This window comes from Aquimarina macrocephali, from assembly GCF_051627225.1.
GTDB classification, from domain to species: Bacteria; Bacteroidota; Bacteroidia; order Flavobacteriales; family Flavobacteriaceae; genus Aquimarina; species Aquimarina macrocephali.
Genome location: NZ_CP151795.1, coordinates 1,919,293 through 1,938,816, shown reverse-complemented (window position 1 = coordinate 1,938,816; position 19,524 = coordinate 1,919,293). Strand labels below are relative to the sequence as shown.

The following is a 19,524-nucleotide window of genomic DNA, read 5'->3' as shown; positions in this document are numbered from 1 at the left end:
TTACATTATTGAATTTTCAATATATAAAGATCTCCATCATACGAATTGTTTACGTTAGAAAATAAACTTTGTTTAGCTTCATCAAGATTGTCATGTCTCTTTAAGTAAACGTATATATAGTTGTCTTTGGGGTTCCTGAAATATTGAGGCTCTAATCCTTGAGATCGTAGCTTCGCCATTCCTCTTTCAAAGTAATTTTCTCTCTTGAAAATATTAGTAATCAGATAATATCCATTTTCAATATTATGTCCTCCGATATATGATAAACTCTCTGTTAATACTGTATCATCCTTAACTGTATCCTTGATAAGTCGAGTTTCTTGTAATAGCTTTTTATAGGATTCTACTCTACTCTTGGCAATGTGCAATATCCACATATCACCAAAGTATCTGTTATCAATATTATTTAAATACTTTTCTGTCGCCTCATCCCTGTTTGTATAACTTTCTATAGCTACATACTGGAATTGATTTTCTGGGTTAAGTATTATTTTAGAATCATTGAATCCTAAATCTTTTAAAGTTCCTGAGAATTTATCAGCATATGTTCCTCCCTTAAATACATTACCAATTAAGTAATATCCTTCTGGGTATCCAGGTATATATTTGGTTGCGATTTGAGCTTCTGGTCTTGTTGTTTCTGCAAATTTCACAAATCTATTTTTAGCTGTTAATCTTTTAGAACTAGCAGGATCAGCTTCTCTTTTAGCCTCATCGGCATCATCATTCATACTAACAAGTGATTCTAAAAGCTTGCTAAATTCACGTTTATCCACATTTAAGTTGGTAGTTAGTAATGAATCTCTACGAGCAAATATCTTACTTGTGATTCGACTACTATTATCCAATTCTTTCTTAATCTCATCTAAGCCTTCTTCGTTTGCAGTTGTTGTTGCTTTTGCTGCTTCTTGTTTTAATCTTTCTGCCTCAGCAAGACGAGCTGCTTCTGCTGCTGCTTCATCTGCCAGTCTCTTCTCTTCTGCTAAACGAGCTGCTTCTGCTGCTGCCTCATCTGCCAGTCTCTTCTCTTCTGCTAAACGAGCTGCTTCTGCTGCTGCCTCATCTGCCAGTCTCTTTTCTTCTGCTAAACGAGCTGCTTCTGCTGCTGCCTCATCTGCCAGTCTCTTTTCTTCTGCTAAACGAGCTGCTTCTGCTGCTGCCTCATCTGCCAGTCTCTTCTCTTCTGCTAAACGAGCTGTTTCTGCTGCTGCCTCATCTGCCAGTCTCTTCTCTTCTGCTAAACGAGCTGTTTCTGCTGCTGCCTCATCTGCCAGTCTCTTCTCTTCTGCTAAACGAGCTGCTTCTGCTGCTGCCTCATCTGCCAGTCTCTTCTCTTCTGCTAAACGAGCTGCTTCTGCTGCTGCCTCATCTGCCAGTCTCTTTTCTTCTGCTAAACGAGCTGTTTCTGCTGCTGCCTCATCTGCCAGTCTCTTCTCTTCTGCTAAACGAGCTGTTTCTGCTGCTGCCTCATCTGCCAGTCTCTTCTCTTCTGCTAAACGAGCTGCTTCTGCTGCCTCATCTGCCAGTCTCTTCTCTTCTGCTAAACGAGCTGCTGCTGCCGCTTCATCTGCTATCTTTTGTTCTGTAACTTCACGTTCTAATTGTTTTTGAGCAGCTAGACGTTCTTCTTCTACTTTTTGCTCTGTAACTTCTCGTTCTAATTGTTTTTGGGCAGCCAGACGTTCTTCTTCTGCTTTTTGCTCTGCAACCTCACGTTCCAACTCTTTTTGGGCAGCTAGACGTTCTTGTTCTGCTGCTTCTGCTTCACGTGCCGCTTCTTCGGTGGCTATTCTTTCTTCTTCTGCTTTTTGCTCTGCTGTCTCACGTTCTATCTGTCTTTGAGCAGCTAGACGTTCTTCTTCTGCGTTTTGTTCTGCTGTCTCACGTTCAATACGTCTCTGAGCAGCTAGACGTTCTTCCTCTGCGTTTTGTTCTGCTGTCTCACGTTCAATACGTCTCTGAGCAGCTAGACGTTCTTCTTCTGCATTTTGTTCTGCTGTCTCACGATCTATCTGTCTCTGAGCAGCTAGACGTTCTTCTTCTGCTTTTTTGTTAAGTAGTTTTACTTCTTCTGCACGTTGTAATTCTAATTCTCTGGCAGCCTTAGCTTCTTTTTCTCTAGCTTCTGCTATTGATTTTTCAAGCTCACTCATGGCTTTTTGGTCCTGACTTCGAGAATCTCCTTGTTCCTCTTGTAATTCTCTTATTAACTTATTCTGTTCAAGAATTTCTTTCTTAAGTCTTCTAATCTCAGAATCTCTTTCTTCATAGGCCTTTTGAGTACTTGATTTTGTTCTACTACCTCTTCTTCTTCTTGACCTTTCTTTTTCAAAATTATATGCTAAACCTACCTCATGAGTTGCTCCAAAATTACTGGTATCTCCAAACCCGGTTTCGTAGGTGTATCCAACCGAAATATTCGATGTGATATTACCACCAATACCTAATGAGGCTCCATAGAAACTATTATATCCCGCTTGAGCCCAACCTAGTGCTGGTAATTCAACAATAACATTACCTCCATATCTAAGATTTGAATCTGCTCCCGAATCGGGTAACATATTGGCATATACCATTCCTCGTATTAGCTTATCCGATCTTCTTTCTAAACTGGTGGTATACATAACATGACCCGTAAAAGCCATATTGTCTGTCAATAGTTCACTACCTGTTATATTATAAGCAACAAGATTTGATACAGAAACTCCAACATCAAATTCTGCATAATTAAAGTTAACACCAGGAGTTAATTGAAAAACAGAGCTGTTTTCATAGTTAAGAATAACAGGATCACTTACTTCTACTCCATTATTTAAAACAATACTTGTCGCCGAATCAATATTAGATTTAATTCCGCTTTGCGAAAAACCGAGATTTAAACCAAAAGTGAAGTTCATATCTCTATTTAATTCGATATTATATGCAAAGTTGGCTATACCACCAAAATATCTGTAAATACCTTCATTTTGTTGATGCAAACCAATAGAAACACCTATTTTTTCATCAAAATTTGACGTATAGTTAATTAGATATGTCTGGGGGTTATCATTAAATGAAGCCCATTGTGTTTTATTGTAAACATTAATAGATTTTTTGTTTTCGCGAACTAAAGAGAAAGTAGGATTAAAATAAAAACGGTTATATTTTACTAGGTTATGAGTAGGAATATCGGTTGGAAGAATGCCATAAGTAGTCGTGCTTTCATCCTGTCCTCTAAGAAGGTTAAAGGATATACAAATGATTATTAATAGTAATTTTCTGGCCATAAAATTATCTCATTACCGTTATCGAACCTTTTCTGACTACGGAATTGTTTTTGGTTATTATATAATAATAAAACGGGTCCTGACCCGATGATTTCGAATTCTCTCTGGGCCAGTTATTCTGATAACTTGGTGATGTAAAATCTACCTGACCTCGTGCATTATAAATCGTAACCTCTACTTCTTGTTGATTAAACAAACTTGGTGGAAGTAACCAATTATCATTGATACCATCACTATTAGGTGTAACTACATTAGGAATAATCTCTGAAGATCCTGCAACATCTGAGATATTAAGTATCTCTGAATCTATAACACAATCCAACAATGTAATCCTAACAAAGTAATCACCGATGGTATCTATTTCTATAGAATTTGTACCCTGACCACTTATAACGGTCGAACCATCTACCAAAGATTGATTCTCTCCATCTACAACAATAAACCACTCATAAGCATAGTTACTACTTTGGGGAACACTTAATGTAGATGTCTCTCCAAATGGAATAAAAGTCGGGGAAGCTTCTATAACTACAACATCTGATAAAAACTCAACCGTTAAATCATTTGATCTCGCTGTAGGAAATGAAGTGCTTCGTAAAGTAGCTTCTAAAGCATAAACTTCACCTATGTTAGCAGAAGTTACTGTAAAAGTAGTCTCTGTAACACCTGTAGACTGAGTACCTAAAAACCATTCAAAATCAAATAAAGAATATTGATCAGTAATAATAGGAACTTCTAATCCTGTAGAAGTAATACCAAATAAATTCTCTAACCCCAAAGTCCCTGTATCGGCATCACAATCTAACAATGTAGAAATCTGAGTCCTAAACCCTACTGGTTCGAAAACCTCTGTAGTAGCCTGAAGAGTATCCATACATACATCATTTGCAAATACATCTACACGATATATACCAGGATTGGTGACATCAAAAGACAAAGCTCCCGGTGTACTAACCGCGAGCGGACCTTGAATACTTATTCCGTTCCTAAACCATTCTACCGTACTACCAGCAGCAGGAGCATTTGTCGTAATAGACAAGGTCAACGTAGGCTGTGTAGGTAATAACATTATCAGGGGCGGGGGTTTGGTCAAAATATCTGAACCCAAATTAATAACCTCCACGGGGGGAGTGGTAATTATATTACACGTTGGAGTCCCAGTAACATTAACTGTATAAAAACCTCCAAAATTACTCTCTGGTAAAATCTCAGAAGGACCATCAAACTCCGGAATCAAAACTCCGTCCTTAAACCATTCATAAGTGAAACCCGGATCGGTAACACTTGTAGTTAATATTTTTACATCACTAGGACAAAAAGATTGTGGTGAAGGCTCATTGATTCGTACTGTTGTTTCATTAAAATCAATTACTTCTACTGTCTGACTGTCAAAATTAAATAAGGCATTACAACTTCCAAAATTAACTTGAACTTTATAGGTTCCTACTTGTGTTACATTTTCGAGTGTATTACCTGATTCACCCGGAATCACAGTAAAATTATTGGTTCCCGTAGCATCAAAAGACCAGATATATTCTGGAAAATCTCCTGGTAAAGCTGTTAATGTGGCTGATTCCCCAACACACAAAGCTACCGTGTTAGCCTCAATATTTGCTCCGGTTAATGTGACGCCTTGAGAAAAATCAAAATAATAAATAGGGAGGTTTTCTTGTACTGCACTTAAAATACTACTTGCCGGTACATTCACACGTAAACTATAATTTTCTCCACGTAAATCCGTAGGAATAACAAAAGAAGGGAATTCGATATCTCCTCCTGGAGGAATCGCTATAGATGTGGTAAATCGTGTTAAAACTCTGGTGGCATCATTAGAAAAAACTCCATTCTCATCGGATAATTCTAAAACAAATTCTGTACCTGTTGCAAATAAAATATTTGCCTTAGCTATAGCTTCTCGATTAGGAGTATTTTGATTTACACAGAGTATCGTAGTGGTCGATCCACTAATAGAAAACAAAGGAGCACTAATATCCTGAGCGTTGGCTTTCAAAGAAGAAAATAGAAAGCCTGTCACTATAGCAATTAATGATATGAGGTTAAGTTTTTTTTTCATGATATCACACTTATGATTAAGGTGAATATACTATATTAACTTCGCGATTTGGGGCGCTTGTTAATAATATTGTTAATATATTTTTTACCAAGACATAAAATTATAAATTAAATGTTTATATCAAACTAAAATTTAACTTTTTTTTGTAATAATTTTCTGACCTTTTATTACTTGCCCTATTTTAACTGAAGCAAATACGATCTCAAAAAACATTTCAATATACATAAAAATTTGTTAATCAATGTATTGAGCTAACGTAAAAAATCATTCCAAGCTTGTAAAAAAAGTTCAAATCTCCCCTATTTTTATTAAAAAAACGGAAGTATATGGTAAAAAAAACATACTATTTACGCGTTTTTGGGCGTATTTTCTTTACGTTAAATGTTCTAAAAAAGGTCATTTTTCTCGATAAAGTGTAAAAAATAACATTAAGTTTTTGGCTCTTCAAAAACGATATTATATAAAAATTATGTAAAAATTTTCACATAAAAACTCATATTGTTTTTAAGTTGTTTTTTCTTTAAATCAGTTTTTTTCTTCAAGAAAAATGCTACGAAAAACTTTCTCTTTATTGATAAAAATTTTAGGAATTTATCACCATAAATCATAAAATTATCCCATTACTATTATCGAACGTTTTCTAACTACAGAATTGTTTTTGGTTATTATAATAATAAAGAGCATCCTTATCTTATAAGTCCAAATTTTCCTTGGATCAGTACGATCAATTTTTGAAAATCAAAATATTAAAAAGAGATATTTTCTTGTACTGCATTTAAACTAGAACTTGCTTGTACATTAATTCTTAAATTAGAATTCTGTCCTCATGAATCTGAGGTTATAATGAAAAGAAGGAAATCCAATATCCCCCTGGGAAGAATTGCTATAAACCCGGTGTCGTATTCAAAAAAGATAAAATGTATTCTCTGGTTTTTAAAGCATTAACTGGTAGTATTATAAAACATATAATAACAATTATTTATTTAGTTTTAGGTCTTAAGATTATTTCTTCAAATTTATAGATAAATCCACTTTCAAAAAAGTCATAAAACCTTAGTTATTCGTTATATAAAAACACTTAACTATTTGATAATCAATCATTTATTTTATTAAAAAATATTCTTATAACATACTCATTATTAGTATGTTATCAATAAAATAGTGTTTATAAAATAAGCTGAAGTTATTTTGGTAAGCGTATTTTACAAGTAACATTTCTTTAGGAAATCCGATATGATTGTAACCATAAACATGGTGAATTCACAGCCTAATATGATGTCAAGATTAATATTAATCATTAAAAAACCCTCATTGAATATTCAATGAGGGTTACAAGAATATTTTAAAGAAAAACTACTCCTTTGTTTCGGTAGTTTTTGCATCACCTCCATTTAATTCTTTAAGAATCTTATCGGTAAGGTTTAATTCTTCTTTACCATAAAGTATATTACTGGTTTCTGTGTCTCCGTAGATATATGTATATCCATTTTTCTTACCATAATCCTCTATAAAGCTCTTCACTTTACCTATAATAGAATCTATCTCTACTTGACTTCCTTGTTGGATCTCCTGCATTTTGGCTTGCTGCTCTCTTTGTAGGCCTTGTTGCTTAACCATCAATTCCTGCTCTTTCTTCTCTCTATTAGCAGCAGACATAGATTTCATAATGTTTTTGTACCCTTCTACCTCAATCTGAAATTGCTTTGCCTTTTCTTCAAGTTCAGCCCGTACTTCATTATTACGCTTTGTCCATTTTTCTTGTGCCACTTTCATTTCTTTATAATCAGAAACAACTTTGGTATTATTTACATAACCCGTTTTTTCTATTTGTTGATTACAAGAAGCTAAAATTAATAATGCACTTGCAACCCATACTATTTTTTTCATTTTTCAAAAATTTAGTTCTGAGCAAAAATATCAAAGTTCGTGCGATGTTATTCATTATATAGTCGTAAAAAACCATATATAAGAAAAAACAATCATTTTACATGTTACAATATAAAAAAACTATTAAAAACAAATAAAAATAAGCCGTTTTAAGCTCTTTTTAAAAAAAAGAGGTGTAAATAGATATGGTTTGTTCTAAAAAGAGGAAAAAAGCATCTAAAAACAAAAATTAGTCGTTTTTAAGAATATAAATATGCGAAGAATACTCACCAGATCGTTTTGCTTTAAGATTAGAACGTAATCCAACCCAAAAAGCATTTAAAAAGTTCATTTTACCACTTTTGTATTTTTCTGATAAAAGTGACACATAAAATGAATCAAATTTCATGGGGAGTACTTTTTCTAATTTTAAATTTTCTTCTTCAAAAAGTTTTTGGATAGAAGTTTTAGAAAAATGCCAAAGGTGTCTGGGTACATCATATGCTGCCCAAAAGGAATTATATTGTTTTGCATCATATGATTTAAAATTTGGTACAGCTATAATTACAAATCCATTTGGTTTTAAAAGGCGTCTTAATTCTCTAATTTGAAGTTGCAAATCTGGTATATGTTCCAAAACATGCCACATCGTAATAACATCAAAACTTTTTGAATCCAAATTAGCTGTTTCGGGTTTTAAATCTATTCCTTTTTGTTTTGCTAGTTCTTTAGCTTGATTATTTGGCTCTACTCCTTCGATTTTCCAACCTCTATTTTTTGCTGCACTTAAAAAATCTCCTGTACCTGCTCCAATATCCAAAAGTACACCACGTTGCTGATTTAATTTAGAAATAAGTTTAACCTTTTTGTTTAAAGAATAGGTTTTAACTAAGTGGTATAGTTTTTCAAAAAGAGATCGTTTGGAATCTGTATGAGAAATATAATCTTCGCTCTCGTAATATTTACCCAATTCTTTTTCATTAGGTTTCGGAGAAGTAACCAACATATCATATTCTTTATCATAAAGCAACTGAAACTTTTCTCCAGAAACCGTATAATCTTTACATTCGATAAAAAAATCTAAGGTTTTTTGTTTATTCATTTATGTAGATAGAAAAATTTAAAATAATGGTTCTATTTTTATGTTGTTTTTTATATCAATTAAAAACGACCGCATTTTATTATAAAACAACGATCTTGTAGAAAGGCAATTATCACCATTAGCATCTACAATGATAATTTTTACAAAAGTTTCAACATCTCCTATTTCATTTTCAGCATCTTCTTTGTTCGATTTATTTATTAAATCACTAACCAAATTTGATCTTACTTCTCTATCCACATCAAAACTTATTTTGATATTAAATTCCATATCAAAATTATCGAACAGTTTTACATCAAAATCGGATAGGTTTTGATTCTTTGTTAAGCCAAACTGTTTTCGCAATGAACGCTTGGCTTCTTCTGGATACATATTAGGTTTAAAAAGAAATGATTCTTCTTTAAACACATTCTCTGTTTCAATTCTAAAATTATCAATCTGTCTTACCTTGTGTGTAGTGATACACGAATAAAACGAGAACAAAGCAAAAAACAGTATAAAAGTATTTTTCATTAATTGTTTTTTATGAATTAGAATGTCTTACAACAAAAAATGTTCCACGTGGAACTATTCTTTAGAGCTATCATAAATTTCAACTCCTAAAAGTTCACTTAACTCATTAGCCTTCTTATAGGCCTTCTCATCTTTTTCTGTTTTATAAAGTGTAAAATTCTTGTTTCCCGCAAAAAAGCGAACTACAATTTTGCTATGTCTTTCTTTTGTTCCAATTGCACTAACAGCACCCCACTCATTATCTAAACTAAAAGAAGTTGTAAAAACGGAAATATAATCAGGATATTCTAAATCGAGTTTTGTTTTAAAAATAGGGAATCCAAAAACCAAAAAAAGTTTTTGATTATTAAAATCTTTATTGATTTTATAAGAAATAGAATATCCAAACACTCCTAAAGATAAAAGTAAAAAGATCAATCTGGTTAAAAGTGGCTCTTCTGTATAAAAAAGAAAGGCAATAGAAATTACCAAAATCAAAATAGATAAGATTCTTCCTTTTACAGGTTTTTCTTGTTTACAAAGCACACTATTCATCACCTACCCATATAAACCAAAAGTACAGAAATATCACTTGGCGATACTCCGCTAATTCGTGATGCTTGAGAAACGGTCGCTGGTTTTATTTTAGACATTTTCTCTCTTGCTTCAAAAGATAATGACTTCAGTTTTGTATAATCAAAATTCTTGGGGATTTTCACATCCTCAAGCCTGTTTAGTTTATCAGCATTATTTTTTTCTTTTTCTATATAACCAGAATATTTAACCTGAATCTCTGTTTGTTCCAGAACCTCTTTATCCAAATGATTCTCCTCTATATATGTAGAAACTTTCTCAAAATGTTTTATATCATCCAATGTAATCTGAGGTCGAGAAAATAATTTAAACAATTTTCCACTCTGATTAATGGGTGATGTTTTCTTTTCTTCTAAAACAGGATTTGCTTCTTCTGGAGTAACACTTGTATCTTTAAAAAACTGAACAAAGGCACTTGCCTTCTTTTCCTTCTCTTCCATTCTCTTCATTCGTTCATCCGATGCTAAACCAATCTCATGAGATTTTGGTGTAAGTCTAAAATCTGCATTATCTTGCCTTAACAAAGTTCTGTACTCTGCGCGTGAAGTAAACATTCTATATGGTTCTTCTGTTCCCTTGGTTATAAGATCATCTATCAAAACACCAATATACGCTTCGCTTCTTTTAAGAATAAAAGATTCTTTTTCTTTCACCTTTAGAGCAGCATTTATTCCCGCCATTAATCCTTGAGAAGCTGCTTCTTCATATCCAGTAGTTCCATTAATTTGCCCCGCAAAAAATAATCCAGAAATCAATTTTGTTTCTAACGTGTGTGTTAATTGTGTTGGAGGAAAGTAATCATATTCTATAGCATATCCTGGTCTAAAAAACTTTACATTTTCAAAACCTACTACAGATTTCAAAGCTTTAAATTGAACATCTTCTGGTAATGATGTAGAAAACCCATTTACATAAACTTCTACTGTATTCCACCCTTCGGGTTCCACAAACAATTGATGTCTTTCTTTATCTGCAAATCTATTAATCTTATCTTCTATAGATGGGCAATATCTTGGTCCGATACTTTTAATTCTACCATTAAACATTGGAGATCGATCAAAGCCTTCTCGCAACAAATCATGAACTTCTAAAGAAGTATATGTCATATGACATGATCTTTGTTTGGTGAGTGGTTTTGTTGCATCTGTATAGCAAAACTTTTCAGGATTATCATCTCCTGGTTGTTCAATCATTTTAGAATAATCCAAAGATCTTCCATCAACTCTAGGAGGAGTTCCTGTTTTCATTCTTCCAGCATCAAAACCAAAATCAATCAATTGTTCTGTTATCCCAGTTGCGGCTTTTTCACCTGCTCTACCTCCGCCAAATTGTTTTTCTCCAATATGAATTAATCCATTCAAAAATGTTCCGTTAGTCAACACAACAGTCTTTGCTTTTATTTCAATTCCCAGAGATGTTTGTACTCCTTTTATTTCTCCATTTTCAACCAAAAGTCCGCTCACCATTTCCTGGTAAAAATCCAAATTAGGAGTTTGCTCTAATAGCAATCTCCATTCTTCTGCAAAACGCATTCTGTCACTTTGAACTCTTGGACTCCACATTGCAGGTCCTTTTGATTTATTCAACATTTTAAATTGTATCGCAGTACGATCACTTACGATTCCACTATACCCCCCAAGTGCATCTATCTCTCTTACTATTTGTCCTTTTGCAATTCCTCCCATAGCCGGGTTACAACTCATTTGCGCAATGTTCTGTAAATTCATTGTAATAAGTAAAGTGCTACAGCCTAAATTGGCAGCTGACGCTGCCGCTTCACTTCCTGCATGACCTGCACCAACTACTATTACATCATACTCCGTATCAAACATAATTTCTATACAATTGTTCCACGTGGAACATAAATTTATTAATCAAAAACAATTGTTCCACGTGGAACAATTATTACTTTATACATCATCACAACACACTAATGTTCCACGTGGAACATTAATAATTTTTCCTCTTCTTTTTGCCTCATAAGCTTTTCGTCTATATCAGACTTATCCTTATATCCACAAAAATGTAGTACCCCATGTATCAAAACACGTCTCATTTCCTCCTCTTCAGAAACCATAAATTCATTAGCATTATCCTTTACTCTTTCTGCAGAAATGAATATGTCGCCATTTAATTGGTCCCCTATTGTATTATCAAAACTTATGACATCAGTAAATGTATCGTGATCCAAAAAATCCTGATTTATTTTAAGCAAATACTTGTCATCACACAAGATGAAATTAATCTCTCCTTCTGACTTGTTTTCCGATAAAATAACTGCATTAATCCAAGAAGATAAAGCGGCTTCATTGGGTAGTTTTATGTTCGTTTCGTAAAAAAAATTAATCATTATCTTTCTTAAAATACTCTTGTACCTTTTGTTTATAATTTTGCCGCAAAGGTAATACTTGTCTATTTAATATTTCAGTAGTATTAAAATATTGTTTTGCCTTTTCTAATTGCTGTTTATTTTGATTACCAAACTGCACTTGGTTTGTTTTGCTTTCTCTTTTTTCCTCCTCACCTTGTTCCAAAGTTGCATCCTCCAGTTTAAGCAACTCGTGTTTTAAATTGAGCATCTTTGATAACGTTCTTTCGTTAAATCCCTTTTCCAAAAGTTCCTGCTCTACCTGTTCCATTTTACGCAACAAGCTGCTTCCAATCTTATTCCCTTTTCCTTCTTTCTTAATCTTATCTTGTAGTGCATTTCTAAGTTGTTGCTGTTGTTTATATATCTCATACAATTCTCCATTCATATCCTCCTTCTGCATTTGCGACTCACCTTCGCCATTTTTACCTTTACCATTCTTTTTGTTTCCTTCTTTGCCGCCTTTTTGGTTTCCTTGCTTACCACCACCTTTACTGTTTTTACCTTCTTTTTCTCCTTGCTTATCTCCTTCTTGTTCTCCTTGTTTATCGCCTTTCTTTTTCCCTTTTTCAGCACCCTCTTCCATCTTCTTATTTAACTCATCCTGTTTCTTTATAATATCTGGTAATTGAAATTCATTAGAACCACTCTTACCTTTACTACCTGAAGCCGACATACTGTTTTGCATCTGGTCCAAAGTTCTACTCAATAAATATGCTAAATCATTTGATCCAGTAACAGTATATTGTTGATTGGCCGAACCTTGAACAACTTGATTCTCTGCTAACCTCTCTAAGGATTTATCTATATTAAATTCTATGTCTGTAAGTTTTTGTGTAACCACTTCTGTTATTTGTGGTGTTCGTAATGCTAAAGCATAAAGGCTGTCATCTATATGTATAAAATTCTCTCTTAATATACTTTGTTTTCTAAGCTTAGAAGAATAGCTGGGATTATTAATATCTATACCTTTAAACCTTTTCATTAAACCTTCTTGTCCTATAGAAAAATCAACAAGGTTATCCAAAATCTGTCTTAACATCTCCATGTCTTCTTGCTGTTGTTCTCCTCCGGCCATTTGCATTTGCATCATCATACCATTACTCATCTGCTTCATTTTCTGAGCTGCACTTTTTTGGTTTTTCTTAGCGTCTGATTTATTTTCCTTCTCTAAGTTTTCACTTGCCTTTTGCTGTTCTTTTTTTATCTCATTCTCATCCTCCTTTTTTTGATCCAAGCTCATTGGTTTTTTTAAATCCTTATTCTCCTCTCTAAGTTTATCCATTTCCTTTTGGAAATTTTCAAACTCTTTGTTTAGTTCTTCTTGCTTTTCCTTTGTGTTTTCCTCCTCATTTTTCTCAGATAATTCTTCTTGTCTTTTGGATAAATCGTCAAGTTCCTTAACCAATTTTTCATGTTTCTCTATCACATAATATCGTTTGGTTAATTCTAAAAGTTGTTCTAAGTTTTTCTTTAGATTCTTATTTTCCTTACCTAACTCTTCTAGTTTTTTTGTTAACTCTTCCTTTTGAATTTTATCTGCCAAACGTTCAATTTCCTCAAGAAGTTTTTCGTTCTTTTTTAACTTTTCTTCGTTCCTTTCTAGTCTTTCTTTTAGTGCATCTTTAAAAGGTTCTTCTTTTTCTTTATTCTCTAACTGCTCAAGATTATCTTTTAATTTTTTAGAAAAATCCTGCATCATTTTCTCCTGTTCTTTTTGTCTTTTTAGGAAATCCTCTAACTTTTTCTTATCATTAAAATCTAGATTCTTTTTCTCTTTTTGAGTTTTACTTAAGCTTTTTAATTCTTGTTCTTGTTCCTTAAACTTGTCTAATGATTTATTCAATCCAGATATCGCCTCATTTTGCTTTTTTAATAATGTATCTTCTCTTTCTTCTTTTGTGAGTTGCCTAAAATTAAACACTTGACTTTTTGTGCTCTTATAATTATGAATAATATCATTATCAAAAACCTCAAAATAAAACTCATAATTAAGTCCTTCTATCAAATCAATTCCCGCAGGAAAAGCATAAATGAATTCATCAAACACAGTTTTACTAATTGCTATATTCTTAATCTTAATATTAGATGCGTTCTCCTGATCATAATATACCAATCGAAGTTTACTTAGACCGTAGTCATCACTTACTCTACCAAAAAAATAAACAGTTTGATTGTCGACCGAATCTTTTTCAGATTTTAGATTTAACTCTGGATACTGATCCTTAATCACATTAAGGTTAAACGCCAAATTATCATGATCTTTTACATTCTGATTCGATGTAGTGATTTGATAATCCATATTAGAATACACATTTTTCTGATAAGAAAAATCCGTTCCGTTCTTTGCTAATGGGATAACAGAATCCTTGGTCTTTAATTCTACCTTGTCTGTATTTCTTGTGTAAACTATCCAATCTACTTTTGTTCCTTCTGGGATGGTTGCATTCCCCGAACTTTTTAAAACTTCATCACGTTTTTTAGTATAACCTGGATAGTCCAATTTCATTTCAAAATTAAGTAAAGCGGGAATTGGAACCACAGATAAACGATGTGGAATAGAATTTACATCATTAGCACTTATTATAAATTCTAAAGATTCTTTTGGTTGAATAAACCTATATTCAAACTCACCTAAGCCTACATTTTTTAAAAAATATACTTCATCGTTATATGTAATTGTAGCATTATCCGGTACTATATCTCCAGCAGTTCTCACTTTAAGTACGAAATCTTTATTTTCAAAAGCATTCAAATCCTTGTTAATTATAAAAAATTGAAATGGTGCCGGTGGTTCATAAGCTACTTCATAATTGACAACTCTTTTATAACTATCAGAAATCCAACCGGTCTTATTAAAAACAAACAATAGTAGGAATATAGCTACAGGAATTGCTGCGTATTTGAGGTATTTAGCATTCTTTTTAAAGTTGATAGCCAGCTTAAAGGGAATTGGTTTTAGCTCACTTGATTTTTGTTCAATACCCGCTAGTAACAAGGCAGATGAATTTTTATTTTCACTTAGTTGTAATAAGTTTAAAAGCCTGTCACTTACCTCAGGGAAATGGTTTCCAATTATTTCTGATGCTTTTTCATAATCTATTCCTTTTGTAAGCTTAAACAACTTTGCAATTGGCACCAATATAAACTTGATAAATAAGCCAAACTCAACCGCAATAAATAGCCAAAACAATATTGTTCTTCCTAGCCTACTAAGCCACAAAAAATTTTCAATTAATAGTGTCATTAAAAAATATAAAACACCTATAGCAAAAAAAAGTATGATACCTTTTATGAGTTCGTTGATATAATATTTTCTTGTAAACTGTTCTAATTTACTTTTTATGAACTGAAAATTATCCATATTTTAAACCTTCCTTTTTCATTAACCACTAAATCTACAATTTTATTTTTAATAGAATTGTTATATTTATGATAATTCAACCCTCTAGAACATAAGTTGTTATGAAAGATCTTAAATATATTTGTGCATACACAATACCTTTTATGGCGATTATTGGTATCTGGTTACAAGGAATTTATACTTATCTAGCTCCTATATATGCTTTTGGTTTAATTCCGATATTAGAATTATTTACAAATTCATCTGCCAAAAACATAGATGATAACGACAAAATACTACAATCAAAAAAAAAGATATTTGATTGGATGCTTTATATAAATCTTCCCATTGTTTATGGTGTTTTACTCTTTGCCATTATTACTTGTACTACATCAAATCTGGATACGTATGAAGTTACTGGTATCATTATTTCCTTAGGAATCGTATTAGGATCTAATGGTATAAATGTAGGACATGAGTTAGGACATCGATTTACCAAAGAGCGCTATATTGGTAAAGCACTTCTCCTACCGTCTTTGTATATGCATTTTTATATAGAACATAATTTTGGTCACCACAATAAGGTCGCAACTAAAGAAGATCCTGCCACGGCACAGTACAATCAACCTGTGTATTTTTTTTGGATAACTTCGACTACCCGGCAATACATTAGTGCCTGGAAAATACAATTCAAATTATTAAAACAAAACAACCTAGCATTCTTCTCTATAAAAAATGATATGCTCTGGTATCTTTTAATCACCCTTTCATATCTTATGATACTTACATATTTCTTTGATCTTTATGGGTTACTGGTTGCCGTTTTAGGCGGAATAACAGGATTCTTATTACTTGAAACTATAAATTATATTGAGCATTATGGTTTGATAAGAACAAAAAATTCCTCTGGTCGCTATGAACGTGTTAGAGAAATTCATTCCTGGAACTCGAACCATACCTTGGGTAGAATTATGTTGTATGAATTAACACGACATAGTGATCATCATCACAGAGCATCAAAAAAATATCAGATTCTGGATCATCATGATAACAGCCCACAATTACCTTTTGGTTATCCAACATCCATGGTGTTATCACTACTTCCTCCTCTATGGTTTTTGATTATGAATAAACATGTTCCACGTGAAATGAAAACTATTTAAAAAGGTAATAAGAAATTAAACGGTTATACCACAAAATCATTTCCATAGCATATTTAAGATTGTATCTTTGCCTTTTATTTGTATGACTTTTTAAAGTTTAAAAAACACAATCATGACAAAAGACATTAGGGTACGATTTGCACCAAGTCCCACCGGACCCTTACATATAGGAGGTGTGAGAACCGCATTATTTAATTATCTTTTTGCAAAGCAACACAATGGAACCTTTGTTCTTAGAATAGAAGACACCGATCAAAACAGATATGTTCCCGGGGCAGAAGAATATATTAAAGAAGCATTAGATTGGTGTAGCATACCATTTGATGAAGGTCCAGGAAAAGATGGAGGATTTGGCCCATATAAACAAAGTGAACGTAAACATTTATACAAACAATATGCTGATCAATTGATAAAAGATGGTCATGCCTATTACGCTTTTGATACTACTGAAGCTCTTGATGGTCACAGAAAAGATCACGAAGCTAATGGTAAAACATTTATCTATAATTGGCATAATAGAGAAAAACTTACCAATTCTTTATCCTTATCTGAGAATGAAGTAACAACAAAAATCAATTCTGGTGAGTCTTATGTAATTCGATTCAAATCTCCTAAAGACCAAATTTTACATCTTACAGATGAAATTCGGGGAGATATGAAGATTGACACCAATATTCTTGACGATAAAATCTTATTCAAAAGTGATGGGATGCCTACTTATCATCTTGCTAATATTGTAGATGATCACTTAATGAAAATTACACATGTAATTCGAGGAGAAGAATGGTTACCATCTTTAGCTCTTCATGTTCTTTTGTATCGTTCATTTGACTGGGAGGCTCCAATTTTTGCTCATTTACCACTAATTCTAAAACCTGTTGGTAAAGGAAAACTTAGTAAAAGAGATGGAGATAAAATGGGATTCCCAGTATTTCCTTTGCAATGGATAGATCCTAAAAATCAAAATATCTCTTCAGGATATCGTGAAGATGGGTACCTACCAGAAGCCGTTGTTAACATGCTTGCTTTTTTAGGATGGAATCCAGGTACAGAACAAGAGTTATTTTCTCTGCAAGAATTGATTCAGGAATTTGATCTGAAAAGAGTTAATAAAGCTGGTGCGAAATTTGATCCAGAAAAAACCAAATGGTTCCAACAGCAGCAACTGCAAAAAATGGATAATGCCCTACTCTCTCAACAATTTGAAACTATTCTATCTGAAAAAAATATTTCTACAACCTTAGATCTAAATGTTGTTATAAATGCAATAAAAGAACGAGCGACATTTACTAAAGATCTCTGGAGCCTTAGTCATTTTTATTTTTTATCACCTAGTGAATATGATGAGAAAGCCATTAAAAAGGCCTGGAAAGAAGATACGCCAGGTTTAATGCACGAATTAACAAGGATACTAAATGACATTTCAGATTTTTCTGAAAACAATGTTTCAACCACTGTAAAAGGATGGATTACAGGAAAAGAAATTGGTTTTGGTAAAATCATGATGCCACTACGTATAGCTTTAGTGGGTTCACTACAAGGACCTGATGTGTTTCAAATCGCATCAATGATTGGTAAAAAAGAAACCATTAAGAGAATAGAAAACGCTATCGAAAAAAATTAACAACATCTATATCAAAAATTAAAAAGACCATTGTTTAGCTAAACAATGGTCTTTTGTTTGCAAAAATTTGTAACATTTCATTCATATTCTACACTTATTAAGTATAAGATCTTTAGAACTATTTTGTCATGGGAAAACAATATAAGGTTATACGCGTATCAGAAAATTGGTCTGCAGAAAAGCTTAGAAAAAAAATAGAAAACACAATGAATGAGTTTTCTAAACAAGGTTGGGACGTTGTAGACGTTTCTTTTTTAGCTAATACTTATGTTGCTATGATAACTCTTTCAAAATAACAATCAATCATTTGCTATTTATTAGTACATTGATTTACAGAAAAACTTTTAACTCTTAATATATAAAACAATGGGGCTATTTTTAATTCCAATAGTAATCTTAGGGTTTATCATTCTGCTTTCAGGGATATTTACCGTAAAACAACAAACCTCTGCGGTTGTCGAACGTTTTGGTAAGTTTTTGAGTATCAGAAACTCGGGATTACATTTTAAAATTCCGGTTTTTGATAGAATCGCTGGGCGAATCAATCTAAAAATCCAACAGCTTGATGTTCTTGTCGAAACCAAAACAAAAGATGATGTATTTGTACGTCTTAAAATCTCTGTTCAATTTCAGGTAATTAAAGAAAAAGTATACGATGCTTTTTATAAATTAGAAAATCCACATGATCAAATTACATCTTATGTTTTTGATGTGGTTCGTGCCGAAGTACCAAAAATGAAACTGGATGATGTTTTTGAACGTAAAGATGATGTAGCTATCGCTGTAAAACAAGAGCTTAATGAAGCTATGATAAACTATGGTTATGACATCATTAAAACTTTAGTAACCGATATAGATCCTGATGCACAGGTTAAAGAAGCAATGAACCGTATTAATGCTGCTGAACGTGAAAAAGTTGCCGCAGAATATGAAGCTGAAGCTGAAAGAATCAAAATTGTGGCAAAAGCACGTGCTGAAGCTGAAAGTAAAAGATTGCAAGGTCAAGGTATTGCAGATCAACGTAGAGAAATTGCCAGAGGTCTAGAAGAAAGTGTTGACGTTTTAAACAATGTAGGTATTAATTCTCAGGAAGCTTCTGCTCTAATTGTAGTAACACAGCATTATGATACTTTACAATCTATTGGAGAAGAAACTAACAGTAATTTAATTTTGCTTCCAAATTCTCCACAAGCCGGAAGTGATATGTTAAATAACATGATTGCATCATTTACAGCTTCAAATCAAATTGGAGAAGAAATGAAAAAACAAAATGCTAAAAAAGGTCTTGGCAAAAAGCCAGATAAAAATTAATAAAAATATAATTTCTATTACCAAACCCGATCAGATTTTATGATCGGGTTTATTTTTTCCTTAAGGATTAAAAACTGCTACTATTTTTACCAAAAACTCAAAATAAAGCGTTTTTATATAACCAACGCATAAAAGTGATACGATTATATTACTATTTTTTTTTCTTCTCTTACATCATTTTATATCAAGCTATTTTTAATAAGAAAAATTAATGATTTCTTAAAAACTATAAAAATTACTTATACCACAAAAAATTATTATCTTTATGAAAAATTTTCCCCCATGAAAAATTACTTATTTATTTTCCTTCTTATTTCCGGA

The 19,524-nt window shown here is 32.6% G+C and carries 13 protein-coding genes; 4 read left to right on the top strand and 9 right to left on the bottom strand.

Features of this window, described 5'->3' with window-relative positions:
- Positions 1 to 5: 5 nt before the first annotated feature.
- The 9 genes from AAFU52_RS08680 to AAFU52_RS08640 all read right to left on the bottom strand — a co-directional run bounded on the left by AAFU52_RS08680 (position 6) and on the right by AAFU52_RS08640 (position 15,126).
- Complete coding sequence (locus tag AAFU52_RS08680; RefSeq protein ID WP_438426135.1) at positions 6 to 3,266, bottom strand: PorP/SprF family type IX secretion system membrane protein; 3,261 nt, start codon at positions 3,264 to 3,266, stop codon at positions 6 to 8.
- 4 nt (positions 3,267 to 3,270) lie between these two features.
- Positions 3,271 to 5,340 (bottom strand): gliding motility-associated C-terminal domain-containing protein, encoded by a 2,070-nt coding sequence (locus AAFU52_RS08675; protein WP_438426134.1) that lies wholly within the window; start codon positions 5,338 to 5,340, stop codon positions 3,271 to 3,273.
- Between the two features lie 1,353 nt (positions 5,341 to 6,693).
- Positions 6,694 to 7,227, bottom strand: a complete 534-nt coding sequence (locus tag AAFU52_RS08670) for an OmpH family outer membrane protein (RefSeq protein WP_438426133.1) — start codon at positions 7,225 to 7,227, stop codon at positions 6,694 to 6,696.
- Between the two features lie 229 nt (positions 7,228 to 7,456).
- Complete coding sequence (locus tag AAFU52_RS08665; RefSeq protein WP_024768614.1) at positions 7,457 to 8,308, bottom strand: class I SAM-dependent methyltransferase; 852 nt, start codon at positions 8,306 to 8,308, stop codon at positions 7,457 to 7,459.
- A gap of 18 nt (positions 8,309 to 8,326) precedes the next feature.
- The gene (locus AAFU52_RS08660) at positions 8,327 to 8,821 is read right to left on the bottom strand and encodes a hypothetical protein (protein WP_438426132.1); all 495 of its coding nucleotides are present in this window, start codon (positions 8,819 to 8,821) and stop codon (positions 8,327 to 8,329) included.
- 54 nt (positions 8,822 to 8,875) lie between these two features.
- A complete protein-coding gene (locus tag AAFU52_RS08655; RefSeq protein WP_024768612.1) occupies positions 8,876 to 9,355 on the bottom strand; it encodes a hypothetical protein in 480 nt (159 codons plus the stop codon).
- Complete coding sequence (mnmG, locus tag AAFU52_RS08650; RefSeq protein WP_438426131.1) at positions 9,355 to 11,226, bottom strand: tRNA uridine-5-carboxymethylaminomethyl(34) synthesis enzyme MnmG; 1,872 nt, start codon at positions 11,224 to 11,226, stop codon at positions 9,355 to 9,357. The genes AAFU52_RS08655 and mnmG overlap by 1 nt, the downstream gene beginning before the upstream one ends.
- Before the next feature lie 98 nt (positions 11,227 to 11,324).
- Entirely contained in the window at positions 11,325 to 11,744 is a 420-nt protein-coding gene (ybeY, locus tag AAFU52_RS08645) for an rRNA maturation RNase YbeY (protein WP_024768610.1), read from the bottom strand.
- Positions 11,737 to 15,126, bottom strand: coding sequence for a DUF4175 family protein (locus AAFU52_RS08640; RefSeq protein WP_438426130.1), 3,390 nt, complete (start codon positions 15,124 to 15,126; stop codon positions 11,737 to 11,739). The genes ybeY and AAFU52_RS08640 overlap by 8 nt, the downstream gene beginning before the upstream one ends.
- A 101-nt stretch (positions 15,127 to 15,227) precedes the next feature.
- On the opposite strand from AAFU52_RS08640, the gene AAFU52_RS08635 reads away from it, so the two are divergent.
- The 4 genes from AAFU52_RS08635 to AAFU52_RS08620 all read left to right on the top strand — a co-directional run bounded on the left by AAFU52_RS08635 (position 15,228) and on the right by AAFU52_RS08620 (position 19,203).
- Positions 15,228 to 16,268, top strand: coding sequence for an alkane 1-monooxygenase (locus AAFU52_RS08635; RefSeq protein ID WP_024768608.1), 1,041 nt, complete (start codon positions 15,228 to 15,230; stop codon positions 16,266 to 16,268).
- A gap of 112 nt (positions 16,269 to 16,380) precedes the next feature.
- Positions 16,381 to 17,892: a glutamate--tRNA ligase gene (gene gltX, locus AAFU52_RS08630; RefSeq protein WP_024768607.1), complete on the top strand. Its 1,512-nt coding sequence runs from the start codon at positions 16,381 to 16,383 to the stop codon at positions 17,890 to 17,892.
- Between the two features lie 128 nt (positions 17,893 to 18,020).
- Entirely contained in the window at positions 18,021 to 18,188 is a 168-nt protein-coding gene (locus tag AAFU52_RS08625; protein WP_152538440.1) for a DUF4177 domain-containing protein, read from the top strand.
- A 70-nt stretch (positions 18,189 to 18,258) separates the two neighbouring features.
- A complete protein-coding gene (locus AAFU52_RS08620; RefSeq protein WP_024768606.1) occupies positions 18,259 to 19,203 on the top strand; it encodes an SPFH domain-containing protein in 945 nt (314 codons plus the stop codon).
- Positions 19,204 to 19,524 lie beyond the last annotated feature (321 nt).

Excerpts from the sequence above, each read along its gene's own strand:
- ybeY (WP_024768610.1), bottom strand. The coding sequence starts at position 11,744 with ATGATTAATTTTTTTTACGAAACGAACATAAAACTACCCAATGAAGCC.
- AAFU52_RS08670 (WP_438426133.1), bottom strand. The coding sequence starts at position 7,227 with ATGAAAAAAATAGTATGGGTTGCAAGTGCATTATTAATTTTAGCTTCT.
- gltX (WP_024768607.1), top strand. The coding sequence starts at position 16,381 with ATGACAAAAGACATTAGGGTACGATTTGCACCAAGTCCCACCGGACCC.
- AAFU52_RS08625 (WP_152538440.1), top strand. The coding sequence starts at position 18,021 with ATGGGAAAACAATATAAGGTTATACGCGTATCAGAAAATTGGTCTGCA.
- AAFU52_RS08680 (WP_438426135.1), bottom strand. The coding sequence starts at position 3,266 with ATGGCCAGAAAATTACTATTAATAATCATTTGTATATCCTTTAACCTT.
- AAFU52_RS08665 (WP_024768614.1), bottom strand. The coding sequence starts at position 8,308 with ATGAATAAACAAAAAACCTTAGATTTTTTTATCGAATGTAAAGATTAT.
- mnmG (WP_438426131.1), bottom strand. The coding sequence starts at position 11,226 with ATGTTTGATACGGAGTATGATGTAATAGTAGTTGGTGCAGGTCATGCA.
- AAFU52_RS08660 (WP_438426132.1), bottom strand. The coding sequence starts at position 8,821 with ATGAAAAATACTTTTATACTGTTTTTTGCTTTGTTCTCGTTTTATTCG.
- AAFU52_RS08640 (WP_438426130.1), bottom strand. The coding sequence starts at position 15,126 with ATGGATAATTTTCAGTTCATAAAAAGTAAATTAGAACAGTTTACAAGA.
- AAFU52_RS08635 (WP_024768608.1), top strand. The coding sequence starts at position 15,228 with ATGAAAGATCTTAAATATATTTGTGCATACACAATACCTTTTATGGCG.
- AAFU52_RS08655 (WP_024768612.1), bottom strand. The coding sequence starts at position 9,355 with ATGAATAGTGTGCTTTGTAAACAAGAAAAACCTGTAAAAGGAAGAATC.
- AAFU52_RS08675 (WP_438426134.1), bottom strand. The coding sequence starts at position 5,340 with ATGAAAAAAAAACTTAACCTCATATCATTAATTGCTATAGTGACAGGC.
- AAFU52_RS08620 (WP_024768606.1), top strand. The coding sequence starts at position 18,259 with ATGGGGCTATTTTTAATTCCAATAGTAATCTTAGGGTTTATCATTCTG.